This window comes from Sphingomonas sp. MA1305 (assembly GCF_016107325.1).
Taxonomy (GTDB): domain Bacteria; phylum Pseudomonadota; class Alphaproteobacteria; order Sphingomonadales; family Sphingomonadaceae; genus Sphingomonas.
In genome coordinates, this window is sequence record NZ_RCVT01000001.1 from 61,232 (window position 1) to 81,326 (window position 20,095).

Genomic DNA, 20,095 nt, shown 5'->3' on the forward strand with positions numbered 1-20,095 from the left:
TCGATCAGTCGCGCTCGTCGCCGCCCGGAGGATTGGCCTTGGCGAGCTTCAGCTCCTCGGGCTTGCGCTCCTCATACACTTCGGCGAGGCGCTCTTCGGTAGCGTCGTCGAGCTTCTCCTCGGCGGCGGGGAACATCTCTTCCTCCTCCTCGCCGATATGATGCTCGTAGCGATGACGCATGTGGAAGAAGGTTGATTCCCATTCGTCGGACGCAAAATCCATGTCCATCATCTTGCCGAGCAGGTCGTCGACCTCCTTGTGCTCGGCGACGGAGTGACGGGCGTCGTCGCGCAGGTCGGGATTGCCGAGCATCGTCGCATAAAGCGACTCCTCCTCCGCGGCGGCGTGGCTCTGCAGCTCGAGGCGGAAGGCCTCGAACAGCTTCTTGCGCTTGCTGCTGTTGCCCTTGAGCTCGCCGAGCTGCTTGAGCATCTCGCGCTGCTTGTCGTGATCGCGCTTCAGATCGGCATAGATTTGGGCGGTGGCCATGGCTCGCGTCTCCTTCGCCCCGCTCAACCGGCGAACGCCGGGGTCGTTTCAGACGCGAGTCGTTCTCAGGCCGCGAACAGCTCGAGCTGCTGCCGCTTCGGCGCGACGATCGGCTTCAGTTCGGCCCGGTCGGCGAGCGTTACCGGACGCCAGTCCTCGGCGACGATGAAGGGCCGGATCTTGGCCACCGACACGGTGAGGCGGGCGACGTCGTCGAGCCGCAGCCGCCGCCAGCGCCGGCTGGCGATGATGCGGTCGACCGCTTTCACACCGAGCCCCGGGACGCGCAGCAGCATCTCGCGCGGCGCGCGGTTGACGTCGACCGGGAAGCGGTCGCGGAACTTGAGCGCCCAGGCGAGCTTGGGATCGATGTCGAGCGGCAGCATGCCCGTCGCATCGTCCGCCGCCGCGACCACCTCGTGCGGGGCATAATCGTAGAAGCGCATCAGCCAGTCGGACTGATAGAGGCGATGCTCGCGCATCAGCGGCGGGCGCTGCAGCGGCAGCACGGCGCTGGCGTCGGGGATCGGGCTGAACGCCGAATAATAGACGCGGCGCAGGCCGAACCGGTCGTACAGCGTCGAGGCGCGGGTGACGATCTCGCCGTCGGTGGCGGCGTCCGCCCCGACGATCATCTGGGTCGACTGGCCGGCAGGCGCGAAGCGGGGCGCGGACTTGTACTTGGACCGCGCGTCGCCCGAATCGGCGATGGCCGCCTTCACGTCCTTCATCGCGCCCTCGATGCGGGCGCCGTCCTTCTCGGGCGCGAGCCGCTTCAGGCCGCTCGCGGTGGGCAGCTCGACATTGATCGAGACGCGATCGGCGTAGAGGCCAGCCTGATGGACCAGCTCGGGGTCGGCGTCGGGAATCGTCTTGAGGTGGATGTAGCCGCGAAATTGATAATCTTCACGCAAAGAACGGGCGACTTCGACCAGTTGCTCCATCGTGTAGTTGGAGGAGCGAATGATGCCGGAGGACAGGAACAGCCCCTCGATGTAATTTCGGCGGTAGAAAGAAAGAGTAAGGTTTACAACCTCTTGCGCGGTAAACCGGGCGCGGCGGACATTGCTGCTCTTGCGGTTGATGCAATAATGGCAGTCGAACACGCAGCTGTTGGTCAGCAGGATCTTCAACAAGCTGATGCAGCGGCCGTCGGGCGCATAGGCATGGCAGATGCCCATACCCTCGGTCGAACCCAGGACTTTGCCGTCGCGACTGTCGCGCTTGGCAGTGCCGGACGAGGCGCATGACGCGTCATATTTGGCCGCGTCCGCGAGGATCGCCAGCTTTTCGCGGGTATCGAGTTGCGCCATCCGTTCCATGTACGTTCCGCGATGCGCCGGAACAAGGGCTTAGATCAATGACCTCGGATTGGTTATGATCTAGCCCCGATATGGTAGGTAAAATACAGCAAAAACCGTCACTTACGCCAATCCGCGATAAACATTTGGTGACCATGGCGTGGGTAGCGTGGCGCCATGAACGGGCATCGACTGGTAGCACGGCTACGCGAACATCAGGCGGCGATCCTCGCCAACACCAACCGCGCGCGCCAAGCACTGGCGGAGGGCGTCCCCGACGACGCGCTGCTCGCACGGCTGCGCTGGGAGATGGTGCGGCTGATGAGCGCCTACCAATATTTCAAGCACCGCGAAGTGTTCGATGTGCTGATCGCCGACGGCAACAACAACGAGGCGCGGATCGCGCGGCGGCTGAAGGCGGAGTGCATCAGCCTGGGCGAGGAGGTCCGTCGCTTCGTGGCGGATCGCAGCGGAACGCAAAGCGCCTCGGCCCAGGCGCAGCGCGGGCAGATTTTGGCGTTCATCGACCGGATCTGGGAGCATATGGATTATGAGCGGCGCGCGGTGATCGCGATCCTCGATCCCGCCGACGGCGAGGCGGCGCACGTCATCCCGCCGCCGGCGGTCGAGGCTGCGCAGCGCGTCGGCTGACCGTCTCGCCACATTTCGCGACGATTGCGTCGCCACTGACGCGGTTCGGCCATCCGCGTGCAACACCGGCCCGCCACAGCGAGGGCGCAGGGGATGCCACGGAGCCGAGACGATGCCCGATACCTCCTATTTTTCGAGCCGCGCCCAGCAGGAAGCGATCCGGTCGATCCAGTCGACCCATCCGGTGGTGGCGGCGGTGCATCAGGAATTATGCCTGCTCTATATCGGACAGGCCCTAGCCCGGTTGACGCGACGGGCGTCGGCGGGCTGAGTTCGACCGGTCGCGAATCAGACGATCCAGGCGTAACGGCCGGTAACTGCCCAACCGCGGACGGCCCGCTTACGCCCAGTAGCGGACATTGAGCGCCACATTGCGTTATGCCACTTTGCAGTGATGTCGAGCCAGCTCCACCCGCGCCTGTTGGACGAAGATGCTGCGTTCCGGGCGATGTGCGTCTACCTTGAAGCGTACTGGAAACGGGGTCTGCGCTCATCCGATGATATCGCGCAGCTTCTGATCATCCTGCACGGCGACCCAGCTACTCCCGACGATTGGGCCAATGCCGTTGATCAAGTTGTCGACAAACGCCCATGAACGGACGTTCCGCTGTTGCCCATCCCTAGACGTGCCAGCCATTTGCTGTCACGAAGTTATAGCCCTCACACTTCGTGTGGCGGCGGTAACGGAAAATTATTATGACGGATGATCAATTAGAAATCGTCCGCTGGGCGCTCATCGTAAAGGAGTCTTTTATCATTGCGATAAGCCTATATTTGTGCGCCAAAGTCGACAACGCATACAAAGATGGCTTCAGTCAGAATTACGGGCGGGGCCTCATAGGTGTCGCTATGCTTTCGTGCATTGTTATCGTGTTCTGCCTTGGCATTCTTTGAGTGGTGTCGGTTGCGGACAAGCGGCGACGCATTTTCAGCCATTATGATCGGTATCGTGACACCAACTTGCGCCACGTAGATTGATCCAGGGGGGTAACTAGTCCGGATAGGGACGTTCGCAAGAAGTTTGCTATCAAACGCGGCTATTCCGCCCCCACCCAGAAGCGGACGTTCCACGAACGTCTGATATAGCGTTTTTCGGCCTGTTTATCGGCCGAGCGAACAGCGGCGCCATTGCCACCAGCAAGTATGAAGCGCACGTCGAGCCCTTCAGTCATGGATGGAGGCATCATGCTGCGCCTTACAAATTTGCTGGCCCTAGCGGCACTTCCCCTGATTGCCTGCCTGTCAGCCGCATCGGCTTTGCCTCAGTCAGCACCGCTTCGTTCAGGCGATGCAGGCAGGAAGATCGAGGTGAAAGTGGGTGAGCCTGTGCGGTTCGCGCTGCCCACTGACCTTAGCACCGGCTGCAACTGGCAGGTACGTTCGATCCCTGCTTTCACTGTCACCTCTCCCGCGACGGTGCGGCGTGACAGCGGCAAGGGGCAGCGGGACGCGACATTTCTTACCGGGCAGTTCCGACAGTCCGGCAAATTCACCGTCGAGATCGCTAACGTGCCTATGGGCTATGGCGGAGGTAACGCTGTGACTACGCTCAAATACCACTTCGTCGTTCTGCAAGCGTCATAGCACGTGTGATCGGTGCGAAGTTAGGGCGTCGCGCCGGGGGCAGAGATCGAACTACGAACGTCCGCTTCCCCCCAAAATCAGACATGCTGCTTACGCCCTCGACCGGTCAGTGCGCGAGCAAGCCTTCCGCGCCGCCGAGATCGACCGAGACGAGACGGCTGACGCCGCGTTCGACCATGGTGACGCCGAACAGGCGGTGCATGCGGCTCATCGTCACGGCATTGTGCGTGACGATCAGATAGCGTGTCCGGGTGTCGCGCGACATGCGGTCGAGCAGATCGCAGAACCGCTCGATATTGGCATCGTCGAGCGGCGCGTCGACCTCGTCGAGGACACAGATCGGGGCGGGGTTGGTCAGGAACAGCGCAAAGATCAACGCCACCGCGGTCAGCGCCTGTTCGCCGCCGGAGAGCAGGGTCAGCGACTGCAGCCTTTTGCCCGGCGGTTGCGCCATGATCTCCAGCCCCGCCTCGAGCGGGTCGTCCGAATCGACCAGTTCGAGATGCGCCTGGCCGCCGTCGAACAGCGTCGCGAACAGGCGGCGGAAATGGCCATCGACGGCGGTGAAGGCGGCGAGCAGGCGCTGCCGCCCTTCGCGGTTGAGGGTGCCGATCGAGCCACGCAGCCGGGCCACCGCCTGGCCGAGCTCGTCGCGTTCGGCGGCGGTGGCGCTTCCCGCCGCCTCGATCTCGGCCAGCTCGCGTTCGGCGATCAAATTGACCGGCCCGATCCGTTCGCGCTCCAGCGTCAGCCGCTCATGCGCCGCGCTCTCGTCGGCGGGGGCGCGGACGGTGTCGCTGGCGAAGCCGATCCGTTCGGGTAGGACGGGGGCGGGACATTCGAACCGTTCGCCCGCCAGCCGCCCCATCTCGACCCGGCGCAGCTCCTGATTCTCCAGCCGAGCGGCGGCGCCGGCGCGATCCTCGCGCGCGGCGGCCAGCGCATCCTGCGTGCGGCGGTGCGCACCCTCGGCCCGTCGCATCGCCTGTTCGGCGTCACGCTCGGCCGCGGCGAGCCGATCCGCCTCGCCACGCAGCATCGCATGCCGCGCCTCGTCCGCGGCGATCGTCGCGTCCAACGACGCCGGGCGTTCGGCGACCGCATTTGCTTCCTCGACGAGCGCGGCATCGCGCTTGTCCATGTCGGTGATACGGCGCGCCGCCTCGCCGGCACGGGCGCGCCACCCGCGCAGTTCCGCCTGCACCGCGGCGAGCCGCTCGCGCTGCGCCTGGTTCAGGCGTTCGCGTGCGGTCCGCTCGGCGCGGGCCTGGGCGACCGCGGCGCGACAGCGATCCGCCGTCGCGGTCAGCGCCGCCACCGCCTGCGCACTGTCGCGGCCGTCGGGCAGGGCCGCCCGCGCGGCCCGCGCGGTGTCGAGTTCGGCATGCGCCTCCGCCTGCTCGCCGGCAATGCGGGCGGCGCGGGCATCGCAATCGGCCTGCTGACCGAGCAGCCGGTCGAGGGCGGTGGCGGCGCGGTCCTCGTCGCGCGTCGCCTCGCGCACGGCAGCGTCGGCGCGGCTCAGGGCGTCGCGCGCGCTGCGGGCGTGGCTGCGGGCCTGATCGATGCGCGCGGCGACGGTGGCGGCGGCAGCATCCGCGGCCGCCAGCGCCGCGGCGGCGGCGGGACGGGCGGCGGCGAGCGCGGCCAGCCGGTTGAGCCGCTCCAGCCGTTCCGCGGCGGCGCCGCTGCCCAACGCGACGAAGCCGTCCCAGCGGCGCAGCCGTCCGTCGCGCGTGACGAGCCGCTGCCCGACCGCGAGCGGACGACCGTCGTCCGCCTCGACCAGAAACACCTGCGCCAGCCGCCGAGCGAGCGCGGCGGGGGCACGGACATGATCGGCCAGCGGCAGCGCATCGCCGGGCGGGCCGGGATCGCCGGGCATGGCGGCAGCGCCGGGCCAGGCGGCGAGGGCGGTATCGAGATCGTCGCCGAGCGCCGCGGCGAGCGCGCGTTCGAAGCCGGCATCCGGCACGACATGGTCGAGCAGACGGTCGCGGCCGCTGCGTTGCGTCGCGCGGGTCAGCGCCGCGACCTCGCCGTCGAGCGCGGCGAGCTCCGCCCGCGCTGAGGCCCGATGGGTCTCGGCGCCGTCGCGGTCGGCGAGCGCGGCCCGTTCGGCGGCGTCGCCGGCGGCGATGTCCGCGCGCGCCGCCTCAGCGGCGGCGAGGGCGGCGGTGCGGCGGGCGGCGGCGGCATCGCGCGCCGCCTGCAACGGCTCCGACGTGCCGAGCGTCCGGCGCTGGGCGGCGAGCTGCGTGGCGTCGCGGATCGCGCGGTCGTGGCGTGCCTGTGCCGCGGCGAGCGCGGCCGCGGCGACGCGCACTTCCGCTGCCTCCGCCGCCTGTCGGCTGAGCCCCTGCGCCAGCGCGACCTCGGCGTCGCGAGCGGCGCGTTCCGCCTCGGCCAACAGCGCGTCGTGCGCCGGCAGATCGGCGGCCGCCTGGGCGATGTCGCGGTCGAGCGCCTTGGCCTCGTCGCCGAGCCTCGCCAGTGCTTCGGCGGCATCGGTGGCGAGCGTGCCCTCGCGGGTACGATCCTCGGCGATACGGCGGCGGGCGTCGGCGAGTTCGGTGACGCGCCGTGCCGCCGCGGCGCGCTCGGTGCGCAGCGCGGCCAACGCGTGGCCCGCCTCGCCGGCAAGATCGCGGGCGGCGAGGGCAGCGGCGCGGGCGGCGGCGAGTGTCGCGGCCGCCCCCGCCTGCGCGGCGGCGGCGGTCCGTTCCGCCTCGCCGGCGGCGGTGGCGCGCGCCTCCGCCGCCTGCGCCTCGCGGCGGCCGGCCTCGGCGGCGGCGGCGGCATCGCGCCAGCGGGCATAGATCATCCGCGCCTCGGCCAGGCGAATTTGAGTGGAGAGCGTGCGATAGCGTTCCGCCTGACGCGCCTGGCGCCGCAATGCCGCGGCGCGGACGTCCTGTTCGGCGATCAGCTCGTCGAGGCGGAGCAGGTTCGCCTCGGTGGCGCGCAGTCGCGCCTCGGCATCCTTGCGGCGGACGTGCAGCCCGGCGATTCCCGCGGCATCCTCCAGCATCGCGCGCCGCTCGGCCGGCTTGGCGGCGATCACCGCGCTGATCCGGTTCTGGCTGACCAGGGCCGGGCTGTGCGCACCGGTGGCGGCATCGGCGAACAGCAGCGCGACGTCCTTGGCACGGACGTCGCGGCCGTCGATGCGATAGGCGCTGCCGGCGCCGCGCTCGATGCGGCGGACGATCTCGCGCTCCTCCCCGTCGGCGCCGTCGAGCAGGATCGACACTTCGGCGAAATCGCGCGGCGGGCGGGTCGCGGTGCCGGCGAAGATGACGTCGTCCATGCCGGCGCCGCGCAGCGAGCGGGCGCTGTTCTCGCCCATCGTCCAGCGCAGCGCCTCGAGCAGGTTGGACTTGCCGCAGCCGTTGGGCCCGACGACGCCAGTCAGCCCCGGTGCGATGACCAGATCGGCCGGGTCGACGAAGCTCTTGAAGCCAGTGAGGCGCAGACGCTTGATCTGCATGTCAGGGAAGGCGGGGCGACATGGCGGACGCACCGGGTGTAGTCGCGCGGGACGCGAGAATCCATCCGTCGCGGCGGGGGAGGGCAAGCGGCGCCTCGGGCGCTACCCCTCCCCCGTTGGCGAGGGAGGGGAGCGCCGCATAGCGGCGGTGTTCAGGCGCCGCGGCGTGCGGCCGCTTCCCCGCCCGCCTGCGACCCCGTCCGGGGCGGGCGGCGTTTTACGCGCCGGCGGCCTTGAGCAGCGGCTCGAGCTGGCCCCAGGTGATCGCGTCGACCTTCTTGCCGTTGAGGATCAGCGTCGGCGTGCCGGTGACCGTGCCGTCGGCGCTCTTGTCCTGGGTCTGCTTGGTCCAGCGGTCGATCTGGCCCTGGTCGGCGAGGCACTGGCGCGCCTTGGCCTCCGGAATGCCGCGCTGCTTGACGAAGTCGATCAGGCCCATCGTCTCGGCCATCAGGCGGAAGGCGTCGACCGGCTTGGCGGCCTGGATCTGCTGCTGCACCGCCGGCGGCGCGGCCTGAATCTTGTCGAGAAACGACTGCTGGTTGGCGTACATCTGCTCGAGCAGCGGGAAGAACGCCGCCTTGTCGACGCAATTGCCGAGCAAGGTCGGCGGCACGTCGAGCGCGCCGTGGACCAGGAATTCGCGGAATTCGAAGCTGACCTTGCCCGAATCGACATAATTGCTGGTCAGCGGCTGATAGCCCTCACGCGCCAGCGCGCCGCAGGTCGGGCACAGGCGCGAGCCGTATTCGACCAGCTTGATGGGCGCGGCGGGATTGCCCATCACATAGCCTTCCTTGGTCTGCGACACCGTGTCCGTCCAATGCTGGCCGGCGGGCGCGCTGACCGCGGCGACCGGCGAGGCGGGGGCGGCGGGCGTGCCAGAGGTCGTGTCGCTCTTCGAACAGGCGACCAGCGCCAGCGGTGCGAGCAGGAAGGCGAGGGCCTTGGTGGCGAGATTCATCGATACGCTCCGGTTGCTTTACTTGGCGCCGCGGCCGGTGAGGACGGGTTCGAGCTGGGCCCAGGCCATCGGCGGTTGCAGTATGTTGTTGAGGTAGAAGGTTGGGGTCGAATTGACCTCGATCGGTGCATCGCCGGTCATCGCGGTGATCCGCGCGACGGCCACCTTGTCGGCGAAACAGGCGTTGATCTGCGCCGGGGTGAGACCGCGGACGCGCACCGCCTGGGTCAGGCCGACGCCGTCGGCGAGGGCGCGCGCCTGGACGATGCCGGGCTTGCCGTCGAGATCGGGATGCGCCTGTGCGAAGGCGGGCGCCTTGGCGAGCCACGTGTCCTGCGTCGCGAAGATCATCGCCGAGGTCGGAAAGAAGCCCTTGCGTCCGGTGCAACGCGCGAGGATCGCGGCGCCGAGGTCGAGCGGATCGCGGATCAGGTGGCGATATTCCAGGCTGACCTTGCCCGACCGGATCATCCGCCCCTTGAGCACCGCCTCGCTCTCCTTCGAGAAAGCGGCGCAATGCGAGCAGGTATAGCTGCCATATTCGACCAGCTTGAGCGGCGCGGCGGGGTTGCCGAGGACGAAGGCGCCCTTGGGCGTGACATTGGCCGTCTGCGTCCAGTCGATCGCCGGCGCGGCGGCGACCAGGACACCAAGGGCCAGCGGAGCGAGGGCGGCAAGCAACGGGCGCATGTCTATCCTATCTTGGGCAGGCCACGCGGCGTGGCGGCGACGCCGGCGGCGAGCGATTCGAGCACTGCGCGCAGTTCCGGATCGGCGATCGTCTTCAGCCCCTCGCCCATGTCGGCGGGGACGGTCTTGATAGACGGCGGCGCCGCGCGGCGGACGGGTTTGGCGACATCGCCCTGACGCAGCGTCAGGCGCGCCACCGCGGTATAGCCGAAGAAGCGATTGACCCGCTCGACGATCTCCGGCGCGATATGCTGCATCATCGGCGCGTGGCTGCCGCGCACGGTGATGGTCAGCGTGCCGTCGGCCTTCTTGCCCGGCGGGAAGCGCAGCGATTCGGGGGCCGAGGCGCTGGCCCAGCGTTCGCCGACGATCTCCGGCCAGCGACTGACCAGCGCGCTCTGCACGAAGCCGAAGCGGCGGAAGGCGGCGCCGCCGACCGCGGGCAGCAGCTCGGCCACCGCGCGCGGGCGGTTGTGGCGGGGCGATTCGGGGTCGGGGCCGCGGCCGCGCTTGCTCATCGCCACGCCCATGCCATAGCGGCGGCGTGGACGCTACACGCACTTGCCCGCAACCTGCCGGGATCGCACCGCTTCTGCTCGACTGGTACGACCGCCATCGGCGCGACCTGCCGTGGCGGGCGAGGCCGGGCGAGGCGGCGGACCCCTATCGAGTCTGGCTGTCGGAGGTGATGCTGCAGCAGACCACGGTCGCCGCAGTGACGCCGCGCTTCCTCGCGTGGACGCGGCGGTGGCCCGATTTCGCCAGCCTCGCCGCCGCCGACGAGGCGGACGTGATGGCCGCCTGGGCAGGCCTTGGCTATTACGCCCGCGCGCGCAATCTGGTGAAGGCGGCGAAGGCGGTGGTCGCCGATCACGGTGGCGCCTTTCCGCGCACCGAGGCGGCGCTGCGCACCCTGCCGGGCCTGGGCGCCTATACCGCGGCGGCGGTGGCGGCGATCGCCTTCGGCGAACGCGCGGTGGTGGTCGACGCCAATGTCGAGCGGGTGGTGGCGCGACTGTTCGCCATCCGGACGCCGATCCCCGCGGCGCGGCCGGCGATCCGCGCGGCGGCCGAGACGATCACGCCCGACGCGCGCGCCGGCGACTTCGCGCAGGCGATGATGGATCTCGGCTCGGCGATCTGCACGGTGCGGGTTCCGAAATGCCTGCTCTGTCCGTTGCAGCGGCAGTGCCGTGCCTTTGCCGACGGCGATCCGGCGGCGCTGCCGGTCAAGGCGAGGAAGAAGGCGAAGCCGCTGCGCCACGGCACGATCTTCTGGCTCGAACGCGACGGCGCGGTGCTGCTGGTGCGGCGGCCGGACGAGGGACTGCTCGGCGGCATGCGGGCGCTGCCCACCGGGCCGTGGCAGGAGGCGCCGCCGGGGCTGGCCGGCGCGCCCGTCGCGGCGGACTGGGCGATGCGCAACGCAAGCGTGTCACACGGCTTCACGCATTTCGACATCGAACTGTCGCTTGCCGTCGCCAAGGGGCAGGCGCATCACGCAGCCGTCGGCGAATGGTGGCCGATCGACCGGCTGGACGAGGCGGGGTTGCCGACGCTGTTCGCCAAGGCGGCACAGGCGGTGTTGAGGAGGGACGAGTGATGCGGATGCGGATCGGATTTGGGGTGACGCTGACCGCGCTGGCGGCCAGTGCGGTGGGCGGCCAGGCGCTGCGCCAGAGCGCGCCGGTGACGCCCCCGGCCAGTGTCTCGACGCCGGCGCGGGCGACGCCGTTTCCGGCGACGCAGGCGCTGTTCGACGGCTATGTCCGTGACGGCAAGATGCCCGGCATCGTCGCCGCCTTCGGCATCGGCGACTATCCGACGCAGTTCGTCGCGGCGGGGAAGCTGTCGACGGACGCCGCCGCGCCCGCCGTCACGCCGGACAGCCTGTGGCGCGTCTATTCGATGACCAAGCCGGTCACCGCCATGGCGGCGATGATCCTGATCGAACAGGGCAAGATCGGGCTGGACGATCCCCTGTCCAAATACATTCCGGCATTCAAGCAGATGCGGGTGCTGACGAGCCCTGACACCAGCCTCGACAGCGTACCGGCGAAGAGCGAGATCACGATCCGCGAGCTGCTCACCCACACATCGGGCCTGGGCTACAATATCAGCGCCAAGGGGCCGCTGCTCAAGCTGTACGAATCGCGCGGCATCGTACCGGCGGCGGTCAATAACGAGGTCGAGGCGCTGGCGCGGCGGACACGGCCGGCGACGCTCGCCGAATTCGCCGAGCGCGTCGCGACCGCGCCGCTGGTCGCGCAGCCGGGCACCGAATGGCATTATTCGATCGGCCTCGACGTGATGGGCCGCGTGATCGAGATCGCCTCCGGCATGCCGTTCGACCGGTTCGTGCAGACGCGGATCTTCGACCCGTTGCAGATGCGCTCCAGCTTCTGGACGGTGCCGGCGGCCGACGCGTCGCGACTGGCGACCAACTATGCCTTTGTCGGCGACCAGCTGAGCCCGGTCGATCCGGGCGCGACCTCGGTCTGGCTGAAGCCGCCGAGCTTTCCCTATGGCGGCGCCGGACTGGTCATGTCGGCGCGCGACTACGACCGATTCCTGCACATGCTCGCCGATGGCGGCACGCTGGACGGCGTGCGGATCATGAAGCCGGAGACGGTGCGGCTGGCGATGTCGAACCTGCTGCCCGCCGGCGTCACCTTCGGCGGGGTTGCGGGCAATACCGGCGGCACGCGCGGCAGCGTGCCGATGGGCTATGGCGCGGGCGGGTCGGTCTATCTCGCCGACGGGCCGGCGGGGGTGCCGTCAAAGGGCACCTATGGCTGGGGCGGCGCCGCGGGCACGGTCGCCTTCGTCGATCCGGTCAAACGCATCCGGGGAACGATCATGGTCAACTATTTCCCCGCCGACCGCTGGCCGGTGCGCGAGCAGACGGTCGCCGCCTTCGCCAGCGACGTGACGCGGCTGCGCCCGTGAGCGTGCGACCGGTGCCGGGCTTCACCGGCGGGACGCTCGACCGCGCCGATGCGTTGCGCCACGATCCGGACGCGCTGGCGGCGGTGATGACGCCGGCGGCGCGGCTGCTGCGCCTCGACGGGCTGATGCCGGCGATCGCCGACGATCGGCTGAGCTGGGGCAGCCTGGCAGAGGCGCCGGACGGGGCGGAACTGGCGCTGCTCGGCCTCGACGCGGACGGCCGGGCGCATGTCGTCGCCATCCCGCCGATGGGGGCGGAGGGCCATGCCCCGGCGATGCGCAACCCGCAGCTGATGGCGATCCTGGCCACACTCGCGCCCGGCGAGGCGGCGACCTATGCCAGCGCGCGCAGCCTGCTCGACTGGCATGCGCGCCATCGCTTCTGCGCCAAATGCGGCGCGCCGACGCGGATGTTCCGCGCCGGCTGGGGACGGCGGTGCGAAGCGGAGGGGACGGAGCATTTCCCGCGCGTCGATCCGGTCGTCATCATGATCGCGGAACATGACGGGCGCGCCCTGCTCGGCCGCCAGCCGAGTTTTCCGCCGGGCCGCTATTCGGCCCTCGCCGGCTTTCTGGAACCGGGCGAATCGATCGAGGAGGCGGTGGCGCGCGAGATCGCCGAGGAAGCCGGCGTGCGCGTGCGCGACGTCCGCTACGTCGCCAGCCAGCCGTGGCCGTTCCCGTCGTCGCTGATGATCGCCTGCGTCGCGGTGGCGGACGACGATGCGATCACGCTCGACACGACCGAGCTGGAGGATGCGATCTGGGTACCGCGCGAGGTGGTGCGCGCGGTGCTGGCGGGCGGGGAGGGGCCGTTCGTGCCGCCGCCGCCCTATGCCATCGCGCATACGCTGCTGACGGTGTGGGCTGGGGAGTAGCGCGGCGGCGCGTCAGCCGACGCCGCCCATCCTTGGAAGCGTCGCGACGAAGCGCGTTTCCGCCGGCGTGGAATGGGCGAGGATGACGTCGCCGCCATGGCCGCGCAGGATCTGACGGGCGAGCGCGAGGCCGACGCCGCTGCCTGTCGGCTTGGTGGTCATGAACGGATGGAAGATCGCCTCCGCCTGTCCAGGCGGGATCGGCGGCCCGGTGTTGGCGATGGCGAAGGCGATCGTGTCCGGCAGGGTCTCGACGGTCAGCGTCACGGACAGCGCCGCCGGGTCATCGGCCGCCTCCACCGCATTCTGCAGGATCGCCCAAAGCGCCGCGGACAATTGATCGACGTCGGCGAGCAGCTGCACCGGCGCATGCGCCGCCGCGATATTCAGTGGCAGCGTCGGCCAGCGCGCCGCGAACAGGCGGGCGAGATCGGCGATGAGGTCGGCGGTGGCGAGCCGGCGCCGCTCCGGTGCAGGCAAGCGGGCGAGGCTGCGATAAGCATCGCCGAAGCGTTGCAGGCCTGCGGCGCGCCGCGCGACGGTGGTCACCGCTTCGCGCACCGCTTCGTGATCCGGCTGCGGATCGCCCAGCATCTCCGCCGCGGTCTCGGCCAGCGAGGCGATCGGTGTCAGCGTGTTGACGATCTCGTGGCTGAGGATCTGGACCAGCTCACGCAGCGCCGCCGCCTCCGCCGCCTTGAGCTCGGCCCCGATGTCGATCAGCGCGCCGACCTGCGCGACGTCGCCCGCCAGGGTCAGCGCGCCGACGGCGAGCGCGAACGGCGCCTCGTCGATCGTCACCGTCGCGGTGCGGCCCGGCGAAGTATGGGTGATCGCCTCGACCAGCGCGGGCGGTGGTGTGAGGATCGTGTCGTCGCTGGCGAACAGGCGCCGGGCGGCGCGGTTGACCGCGTGCAGCGCGCCGGCGCGATAGGCGACGAGGGGGGCGGGCGACAGGTCGAGATAGGCGACCAGCCGCTGCCGCTCCGCCGCGTCGGGGGCGGGCGGCGGCGGTGGTGGCGGCAGGGCGCTGGTCTGTGCCGCGATCACTGCGGTGGCGCCGGTCCAGCCGGCGACGAGCAGCGCGACCACCGCCGTGGCATAGAGTCCGCTGCCGATGCTCGCTGCCGCCGCGGCGCCGGCGCCGGCGATGACCAGGGCGCGGACGGCGGCGGCGACTCGGTCAGAGGCCATAGCGCGCCATCCGCCGGTACAGCGCGGCGCGGGTCAGGCCCAGTTCGGCGGCGGCGCGGCTGACGTTGAAGCCGTGGCGCTGGAGAGCGGCGGCAACCAGAGTCTCCTCGCTTCGCGCGAGATTGAGGTCGGCGGTGAGCGCGCGCGGCTGCGCCTCGGGCGGCAGCGCGAGCGCGAAATCGGCGACGTCGAGCCGGTCGCCGGTGGCGAGCAGCACGGCGCGCTCGGTCGCCTGGCGCAGGCCGCGGACATTGTCGGGCCAGGCGTCGGCGGCGATGCTGCGCTCCGCCTCGATGGTCAGCGGCCGCAGCGGCTTGGCGTGGCGACCCGCGAAGACGGCGGCGAAATGGCGGGCGAGCAGCACTGCGTCGCCTTCCCGCGCGGCCAGCGGCGGCAGGTCGCATTCGATCGTGCTGATCCGGTAGAGCAGATCCTCGTGCAGGCCCGCGCGCAGTGCCGCCCGATCGAGCCGGGTGGTGGTGATCAGCCGCAGGTCGCGGATCGTGTCGAGTTCGCGGGCGAGCGCCGCCTGAACGGACGGCGGCAGCCGGTCGACCTGATCGAGCAGCAGGGTGCCGCCCGTCGCCTCCGCCAGTAACGCCGGGATCGCCCGGACTTCGGTGGTGGCGTCGAGCGTCACCAGCGGGCGTTCGAAACGCGCCGATCCGCGGTGGGCCAGGGTCGCGGCCAGCGTCTTGCCGCTGCCCGCCGGGCCGCGCAGCAGCAGCGCCGCGTCGGTCGGCGCGATGCGGGCGATCAGGTCGCGCACGGTGGCGATCTCCGCGCTGTCGCCGAGCAGCAGGGGCGCCTCGCCGGCGGGCAGTGGCGGCGCGGTGTCGAGCTTGGCGCGGCGCAGCGCGAGACCGCGTTCGACGGTCGCGGTCAGCCGGGCGTTGTTCCACGGCTTGATGATGAAATCGGCGGCACCGCCGCGCATCGCCTGCACCGCGACCTGGATGCCGCTATGGCCGGTGACGACGATCACCACCGCATGACGATCCGCCGCGACGAGCCGGTCGAGCAGCGCGAACCCTTCTTCGCCGCTGGTATGGCCGCGGGCGAAATTGAGGTCGAGCAGGATGACGTCGGCGGGCCGCTCCGCCAGCCGCACCCAGGCGGCGGCCGGGTCGGGGGCGTGCGCGACGGTCATGCCCTGCCGTTCGAGCAGCAATTGCGCGGCGCGGGCGATGTCGGCGTCGTCGTCGACGACCAGAATGTGCGGTGATTCGGTTGACATGGGGTGCGGCCTGTCCGGAAACGGACAGTCGGTACACGGCCGGCCCGGACACTGGCCAGCGCTTTGTAGAAAAGCAACGAAGTTCAGCAGCTTAGGCGTGCGGACAGTGTCCGGGCTACACTGAACGCATGATCGATACACCCTCTTCGACGATCAGCGGCGCGGGCATGGACCGGCGGATCGAACGGCCGGGCCGCAAGCGGCGCAACCTGATCTTCCGCGTCGCGATCGGCGTGGCGGTGCTGGTCGGTGCGCTCGCACTGTGGTGGCTGATGCCGGGGGGCAACAGCCTGGCGGTCGACGCGCAGATGATCCGCACCGGCACCGTCACGCGCGAGGCCTTTCGCGACTTCGTGCCGCTCAGGGCCGAGGTCGCGCCGCTGCGCACCGTCTTCGTCGGCGCGGTCCAGGGCGGATCGGTCGCGGAGCTGATCGCGACCGACGGGTCGATGGTCGCCGCCGGCGCGCCGCTGGCCCGGCTGTCCAACCCCAGTCTGGAGCTCGACGTTGCCAGCCGCTCGGCGAGCATCGTCGGCCAGCTCAGCGCCAACAGCGGCGCGGAACTGTCGGTGCAGCGCACGCGGCAGGATTCGGCGCGTGACCTTGCCGATGCGCGCAACGCCCTGTCCAAGGCGGAGGCGGCGTTGCGCCAGAAGCAGGTCCTGTTCGACAAGGGTTTCGTCACCGCCGCCGCGATCGATCCGCTGCGCGAGGAGGTGGCCTATCAGAAGAGCCGCGTCGCCGCGCTGGCGAGCGGGCAGGCGCAGGCGAACGGCACGCTCGCCGACCAGTCGCAGGGCATCGCCGCGACGGGGCGCGAGCTGCGCGAGAGCCTGGCGATGGTGCGCGCCAGCCTCGCCGCGCTGACGCTGCGCGCGCCGGTCGGCGGGCGGCTGACCGCCTTCACCATCCAGCCGGGGCAGATGATCAAGCCGGGCGATCCGGTCGGCCAGATCGATTCGGAGGGGCAGTGGAAGCTGGTCGCCGACGTCGACCAATTCTATCTCGGCCGTGTCCGAACCGGGCTGACCGCGCGGGCCGATCTCGACGGCAGGAGCTATCCGCTGCACGTCATCCGCATCCTGCCGCAGGTCACCGAGGGCCGGTTCCGCGTCGAATTCGGCTTCGACGGCGCGGTGCCGGCGGGACTCAACCGCGGCCAGACGCTCGACACCCGCCTCGTCCTCGGCGCCGACCGGCCGGCGATCGTCGCCCCGGCGGGCGGCTGGCTCGATGCCGGCGGCACCACCGCCTTCGTGATGGAGGGCGACGGCCGCGCGGTGCGCCGTGCGATCCAGACCGGACGCCGCAATCCCGACCAGGTCGAGGTGACCGGCGGCCTCGCCCCCGGCGACCGTATCGTGACCACCCCGCTTGCCACCTACGCCCCCTACCAGACCCTGATCATTCGATAGGAACCGCCATGATCCAGCTTCAGGACGTCAGCCGCACCTACGCCTCCGACGAGGTCGAGACCACCGCCTTGGGCGGCATCGACCTGCACGTCGAACGGGGCGAATTCGTCGCCATCATGGGCCCGTCGGGCTGCGGCAAGTCGACGCTGCTCAACATCCTCGGCACGATCGATCGGCCGAGCGGCGGCCGCTATCTGTTCGAGGGCGAAGATATCGCCAAAGCCCCCGAAGCGGAGCTGGCGAAGCTGCGCCGCGACCGGCTCGGCTTCGTGTTCCAAAGCTTCAACCTGATCGACGAGCTGACCATCGCGGAGAATGTCGCGCTCGGCCTCGCCTATCGGTCGATGCCGGCGCGCGAGAAGAAGGAGCGGATCGCCGCGGCGATGGACCGCGTCGGCATCGCCCACCGCCAGCGCCACCATCCGCACCAATTGTCGGGCGGTCAGCAGCAGCGCGCGGCGATCGCCCGCGCCATCGTCGGCGAGCCGCGGCTGATCCTGGCGGACGAGCCGACCGGCAACCTCGACACCGCCAACGGCGCGCAGGTGATGGAGATCCTGCAGCAGCTGAACGCGGAAGGCGCGACGATCGTGATGGTCACGCACAGCCCCGCGCATGCCGACATCGCCAAGCGCACCGTCCACATGCTCGACGGCCGCATCCTCGCCTCCGCACGGCTGGCGGCGTGATGCTGCGCCGCGTCCCCCGCGCGGGCGGCCACGGTCTCGTCGTCGTGCTGCTCGTCCTCGTCCTGCTGCTGGTGCTGCGCGTCGCCGCGCAAACCAAACCCGTCGCCTGAAGGGAGGAGCCCGGTGACCGCATCGGCTTCCGCGTTGCTCAGCTTCTATCGCTCGCTGATCCGTCATCGCCTGTTCGCGTTGCTCAACGTGGGCGGGCTGGCCCTCGGCATCGCCGTGTTCCTGGTGCTGTTCCTCTATGTGCGGTTCGAAACCGGCTACGATCGCGTGCTGCCCGGCTGGGAGCGGCTGTACGTCGTCAACGAGGAATATGATCGGCCGGGCGCCCCGGCGGAGCCGAACAGCTACACAATGGGCGGCGAGCTCGACCTGCTACGCGGCGACTTTCCCGATGTGATCGGCACCCGCGTCCAGCCGAGCGGCACGACGATCCGGCAAGGCAATGCGGTGTCCAACGAGACGATGACGATCGTCGATCCCGGCTTCTTCCGCCTGTTCCCTTTCGAGACCGTCGAGGGCGATGCCGACCGGACGCTGCGTGATCCCGACGGACTGGTGGTCACGCAAACCGCAGCACACAAATATTTCGGCGAGCAGTCGGCACTTGGCCACACGTTGACCCTGGCGATCGGAAAGAAGGATCATGTGTATCGCGTCGGCGCGGTGCTGCGCGATCCGCCGCGAAACGTCAGTTTCACATCGCCCCTCTACGTGCCGATGGTGCGAGCCCGCTTCGCCGACCAGTTCTTCGACCATTGGGGCAGTACGTCGCTGCACACCATCGTGCGCTTCGCCGATCCCGCCGCCGCACAGGCCTTCGACCAGCGACTGAAGGGCTTCGTGGAACGGCATGCCTATCCGAGCGGAAACATACCCAGAGGCCAATACCGCCAATTCGTCACGCCGCTCGCCGACTTGCACCTCAGCGATCCCGGCGACCGGGCGATCGTGCGGACGCTGGGCGGCGTCGGTGTGCTGACACTGATCATCGCCATCATCAACTATATCAACCTCGCCACCGCACGGTCCGGCCTGCGCGCGCGCGAAGTGGCGGTGCGCAAGGTGCTCGGCGGCACGCGGACGATGCTGATCGCGCAGTTTATCGGCGAGGCGATCGCCACCGTCGCCCTGGCTGCGTTGATCGGACTCGCGCTTGCCGAGCTCGCCCTGCCATTGGTCAACATGGTGGGCGGGACGACGCTGACCATCCGCTATTGGGGTCGCGATGGCATTCTGCCGCCGCTCGCCATGCTCGTCGTCACGGTGGGCGTGCTCGCCGGCCTGTATCCCGCATTGTCGCTGTCCGGTTATCGCCCGGCGGCGGTGCTAGCCTCTGCGCGCACGCCCGGCGGCGGACGATCCGGGTCGCGGCTGCGCGCCATATTGGTGATCGTGCAATTTGCCACGGCGATCGTCTTCGGCATCGCGACCGCGGTGATGCTGGCGCAGACCGACCATCTTGCCAAGACCGATTTGGGCTTTCGCCGCGACGGCATGATCGTCGTCAAATCCACCGCCGACGACGGCCTGTCGCTCGGCCAGCGGCGCGAGGTGCTGACAGCGCTTCGCAACAGTCCCGGCGTCGTATCGGCGGCACTAGGCCTCAACGCACCGGGGCGGCAGAGCACCACCAATACGACCACGGCGGTGCCGACCGACGATCCACAGCGCAAGGTACAGATTTCGATCGTCGATACCGGCGAAGGCTATTTCCACACGGCGGGTGCGCATCTTCTCGCCGGTCGCCTGTTCGACCCCAGGCGTGGCGAGGACGACAGCAACTGGCGCTACGAGCCCAAGGCCTCGGTCGCCGGCCATGTCACCAACGTCGTCGTCAATGCCACTGCAGCGCAGAAGCTCGGCTATGCGACACCTGCTGCGGCGATCGGCAAGATGATCGACGGGCTGGGCAGCGCGCGCATCATCGGTGTCATCGCCGACATGCGGTTCGAATCGCCGCGCGAGCCGATGCGGCCGACACTGTACCTTTGGGGTGACAATGCCGACTGGCCGATGATGACGATCGTCCGTTATCGCGGCGTCGATGCCCAGGCGGTGATCGCGGCGCTGGAAGCGCGCTGGAAGCAGATCGTGCCCGCCGTTCCGTTCGACGCCGTCACCGCGCAGACCAGCCTGTACGACAGCTGGTATAAGCAGGACGCGCAGCGGGCGAACCTGTTCACCATCGGCGCGGTGCTGGCGGTGCTGATCGGCTGCATCGGCCTCTACGGCCTCGCCGCCTTCGACACCGCGCGGCGGATCAAGGAGATCGGCATCCGCAAGACGCTGGGCGCGTCGACCGCGGACGTGCTGCGCCTGCTGATCGGCCAGTTCATGCGCCCCGTGGTACTCGCCAACATCATCGCCTGGCCGATCGCCTTTCTCGCGATGCGGCGCTGGCTGAGCGGCTTCGACGACCGCATCGCGCTGTCGCCACTGTTCTTCATCGGCGTCGCGCTGGTCGCGATCGTCATCGCCACCGCCACCATCTTCGCCCAGGCGTGGCGGGTCGCCCGCGCCGAACCCGCCCGCGCGCTGCGCTACGAATAGGATC

General features: G+C 69.7%; 19 protein-coding genes. 10 read left to right on the forward strand and 9 right to left on the reverse strand.

Annotated elements, in window-relative coordinates; translation table 11 throughout:
- Nucleotides 1-4: 4 nt before the first annotated feature.
- Nucleotides 5-490, reverse strand: coding sequence for a hemerythrin domain-containing protein (locus D9601_RS00315; RefSeq protein WP_198351965.1), 486 nt, complete (start codon nucleotides 488-490; stop codon nucleotides 5-7).
- 65 nt (nucleotides 491-555) lie between these two features.
- Nucleotides 556-1,803, reverse strand: a complete 1,248-nt coding sequence (locus D9601_RS00320; protein WP_198351966.1) for a putative DNA modification/repair radical SAM protein — start codon at nucleotides 1,801-1,803, stop codon at nucleotides 556-558.
- A 165-nt stretch (nucleotides 1,804-1,968) separates the two neighbouring features.
- Between D9601_RS00320 and D9601_RS00325 the strand changes: the two genes are divergently transcribed.
- From D9601_RS00325 to D9601_RS00335, 3 genes are all read left to right on the forward strand, one after another.
- Nucleotides 1,969-2,442: a hypothetical protein gene (locus D9601_RS00325; protein WP_198351967.1), complete on the forward strand. Its 474-nt coding sequence runs from the start codon at nucleotides 1,969-1,971 to the stop codon at nucleotides 2,440-2,442.
- A gap of 112 nt (nucleotides 2,443-2,554) precedes the next feature.
- Entirely contained in the window at nucleotides 2,555-2,713 is a 159-nt protein-coding gene (locus tag D9601_RS00330) for a hypothetical protein (RefSeq protein WP_198351968.1), read from the forward strand.
- Between the two features lie 123 nt (nucleotides 2,714-2,836).
- Nucleotides 2,837-3,037: a hypothetical protein gene (locus D9601_RS00335; protein ID WP_198351969.1), complete on the forward strand. Its 201-nt coding sequence runs from the start codon at nucleotides 2,837-2,839 to the stop codon at nucleotides 3,035-3,037.
- Between the two features lie 442 nt (nucleotides 3,038-3,479).
- Here the strand turns inward: D9601_RS00335 and D9601_RS19970 are convergent, their stop codons facing one another.
- Nucleotides 3,480-3,614, reverse strand: coding sequence for a hypothetical protein (locus D9601_RS19970; protein ID WP_269769632.1), 135 nt, complete (start codon nucleotides 3,612-3,614; stop codon nucleotides 3,480-3,482).
- Nucleotides 3,615-3,627: 13 nt separating this feature from the next.
- Between D9601_RS19970 and D9601_RS00340 the strand changes: the two genes are divergently transcribed.
- Entirely contained in the window at nucleotides 3,628-4,026 is a 399-nt protein-coding gene (locus tag D9601_RS00340; RefSeq protein ID WP_198351970.1) for a hypothetical protein, read from the forward strand.
- Between the two features lie 106 nt (nucleotides 4,027-4,132).
- On the opposite strand, the gene D9601_RS00345 is transcribed toward D9601_RS00340, so the two are convergent.
- The 4 genes from D9601_RS00345 to D9601_RS00360 form a co-directional block, all read right to left on the reverse strand.
- The gene (locus tag D9601_RS00345) at nucleotides 4,133-7,516 is read right to left on the reverse strand and encodes a chromosome segregation SMC family protein (protein WP_198351971.1); all 3,384 of its coding nucleotides are present in this window, start codon (nucleotides 7,514-7,516) and stop codon (nucleotides 4,133-4,135) included.
- A 217-nt stretch (nucleotides 7,517-7,733) separates the two neighbouring features.
- Nucleotides 7,734-8,480, reverse strand: coding sequence for a DsbA family protein (locus D9601_RS00350; protein WP_198351972.1), 747 nt, complete (start codon nucleotides 8,478-8,480; stop codon nucleotides 7,734-7,736).
- An 18-nt stretch (nucleotides 8,481-8,498) separates the two neighbouring features.
- The gene (locus D9601_RS00355; RefSeq protein WP_198351973.1) at nucleotides 8,499-9,170 is read right to left on the reverse strand and encodes a DsbA family protein; all 672 of its coding nucleotides are present in this window, start codon (nucleotides 9,168-9,170) and stop codon (nucleotides 8,499-8,501) included.
- 2 nt (nucleotides 9,171-9,172) lie between these two features.
- The gene (locus D9601_RS00360) at nucleotides 9,173-9,688 is read right to left on the reverse strand and encodes a DUF721 domain-containing protein (protein ID WP_232473751.1); all 516 of its coding nucleotides are present in this window, start codon (nucleotides 9,686-9,688) and stop codon (nucleotides 9,173-9,175) included.
- 26 nt (nucleotides 9,689-9,714) lie between these two features.
- Between D9601_RS00360 and D9601_RS00365 the strand changes: the two genes are divergently transcribed.
- Genes D9601_RS00365 through nudC form a run of 3 tightly spaced genes read left to right on the forward strand, consistent with a single transcriptional unit; the run spans nucleotide 9,715 to nucleotide 12,997 of the window.
- Nucleotides 9,715-10,773 carry an A/G-specific adenine glycosylase gene (locus D9601_RS00365; protein WP_198351975.1) on the forward strand — a complete coding sequence of 353 codons (1,059 nt, stop codon included), beginning with the start codon at nucleotides 9,715-9,717 and terminating at the stop codon, nucleotides 10,771-10,773.
- Nucleotides 10,774-10,778: 5 nt separating this feature from the next.
- Nucleotides 10,779-12,119, forward strand: a complete 1,341-nt coding sequence (locus D9601_RS00370; protein ID WP_443024710.1) for a serine hydrolase domain-containing protein — start codon at nucleotides 10,779-10,781, stop codon at nucleotides 12,117-12,119.
- A 2-nt stretch (nucleotides 12,120-12,121) separates the two neighbouring features.
- On the forward strand, nucleotides 12,122-12,997 hold the full coding sequence (nudC, locus tag D9601_RS00375) for an NAD(+) diphosphatase (protein WP_332837937.1): 876 nt from the start codon (nucleotides 12,122-12,124) through the stop codon (nucleotides 12,995-12,997).
- Nucleotides 12,998-13,009: 12 nt separating this feature from the next.
- Here the strand turns inward: nudC and D9601_RS00380 are convergent, their stop codons facing one another.
- Both D9601_RS00380 and D9601_RS00385 read right to left on the reverse strand, forming a co-directional pair.
- Nucleotides 13,010-14,191 carry a sensor histidine kinase gene (locus D9601_RS00380; protein ID WP_198351977.1) on the reverse strand — a complete coding sequence of 394 codons (1,182 nt, stop codon included), beginning with the start codon at nucleotides 14,189-14,191 and terminating at the stop codon, nucleotides 13,010-13,012.
- Complete coding sequence (locus D9601_RS00385) at nucleotides 14,181-15,428, reverse strand: sigma-54-dependent transcriptional regulator (RefSeq protein WP_198351978.1); 1,248 nt, start codon at nucleotides 15,426-15,428, stop codon at nucleotides 14,181-14,183. Before D9601_RS00385 ends, D9601_RS00380 begins: the two co-directional genes overlap by 11 nt.
- Before the next feature lie 128 nt (nucleotides 15,429-15,556).
- Between D9601_RS00385 and D9601_RS00390 the strand changes: the two genes are divergently transcribed.
- The 3 genes from D9601_RS00390 to D9601_RS00400 all read left to right on the forward strand — a co-directional run bounded on the left by D9601_RS00390 (nucleotide 15,557) and on the right by D9601_RS00400 (nucleotide 20,091).
- Nucleotides 15,557-16,843, forward strand: coding sequence for an efflux RND transporter periplasmic adaptor subunit (locus D9601_RS00390; protein WP_232473752.1), 1,287 nt, complete (start codon nucleotides 15,557-15,559; stop codon nucleotides 16,841-16,843).
- An 8-nt stretch (nucleotides 16,844-16,851) separates the two neighbouring features.
- Complete coding sequence (locus tag D9601_RS00395) at nucleotides 16,852-17,532, forward strand: ABC transporter ATP-binding protein (RefSeq protein WP_198351979.1); 681 nt, start codon at nucleotides 16,852-16,854, stop codon at nucleotides 17,530-17,532.
- A gap of 123 nt (nucleotides 17,533-17,655) precedes the next feature.
- Complete coding sequence (locus D9601_RS00400) at nucleotides 17,656-20,091, forward strand: ABC transporter permease (protein ID WP_198351980.1); 2,436 nt, start codon at nucleotides 17,656-17,658, stop codon at nucleotides 20,089-20,091.
- The last annotated feature ends 4 nt before the right edge of the window (nucleotides 20,092-20,095 follow it).

Coding starts and splice junctions, on each gene's coding strand:
- D9601_RS00315 (WP_198351965.1), bottom strand. CDS start 490: ATGGCCACCGCCCAAATCTATGCCGATCTGAAGCGCGATCACGACAAG.
- D9601_RS00360 (WP_232473751.1), bottom strand. CDS start 9,688: ATGAGCAAGCGCGGCCGCGGCCCCGACCCCGAATCGCCCCGCCACAAC.
- D9601_RS00320 (WP_198351966.1), bottom strand. CDS start 1,803: ATGGCGCAACTCGATACCCGCGAAAAGCTGGCGATCCTCGCGGACGCG.
- D9601_RS00355 (WP_198351973.1), bottom strand. CDS start 9,170: ATGCGCCCGTTGCTTGCCGCCCTCGCTCCGCTGGCCCTTGGTGTCCTG.
- D9601_RS00340 (WP_198351970.1), top strand. CDS start 3,628: ATGCTGCGCCTTACAAATTTGCTGGCCCTAGCGGCACTTCCCCTGATT.
- D9601_RS00395 (WP_198351979.1), top strand. CDS start 16,852: ATGATCCAGCTTCAGGACGTCAGCCGCACCTACGCCTCCGACGAGGTC.
- D9601_RS00390 (WP_232473752.1), top strand. CDS start 15,557: ATGATCGATACACCCTCTTCGACGATCAGCGGCGCGGGCATGGACCGG.
- D9601_RS00385 (WP_198351978.1), bottom strand. CDS start 15,428: ATGTCAACCGAATCACCGCACATTCTGGTCGTCGACGACGACGCCGAC.
- D9601_RS00350 (WP_198351972.1), bottom strand. CDS start 8,480: ATGAATCTCGCCACCAAGGCCCTCGCCTTCCTGCTCGCACCGCTGGCG.
- D9601_RS00370 (WP_443024710.1), top strand. CDS start 10,779: ATGCGGATCGGATTTGGGGTGACGCTGACCGCGCTGGCGGCCAGTGCG.
- D9601_RS00335 (WP_198351969.1), top strand. CDS start 2,837: ATGTCGAGCCAGCTCCACCCGCGCCTGTTGGACGAAGATGCTGCGTTC.
- D9601_RS00325 (WP_198351967.1), top strand. CDS start 1,969: ATGAACGGGCATCGACTGGTAGCACGGCTACGCGAACATCAGGCGGCG.
- D9601_RS00380 (WP_198351977.1), bottom strand. CDS start 14,191: ATGGCCTCTGACCGAGTCGCCGCCGCCGTCCGCGCCCTGGTCATCGCC.
- D9601_RS00330 (WP_198351968.1), top strand. CDS start 2,555: ATGCCCGATACCTCCTATTTTTCGAGCCGCGCCCAGCAGGAAGCGATC.
- D9601_RS00345 (WP_198351971.1), bottom strand. CDS start 7,516: ATGCAGATCAAGCGTCTGCGCCTCACTGGCTTCAAGAGCTTCGTCGAC.
- D9601_RS19970 (WP_269769632.1), bottom strand. CDS start 3,614: ATGACTGAAGGGCTCGACGTGCGCTTCATACTTGCTGGTGGCAATGGC.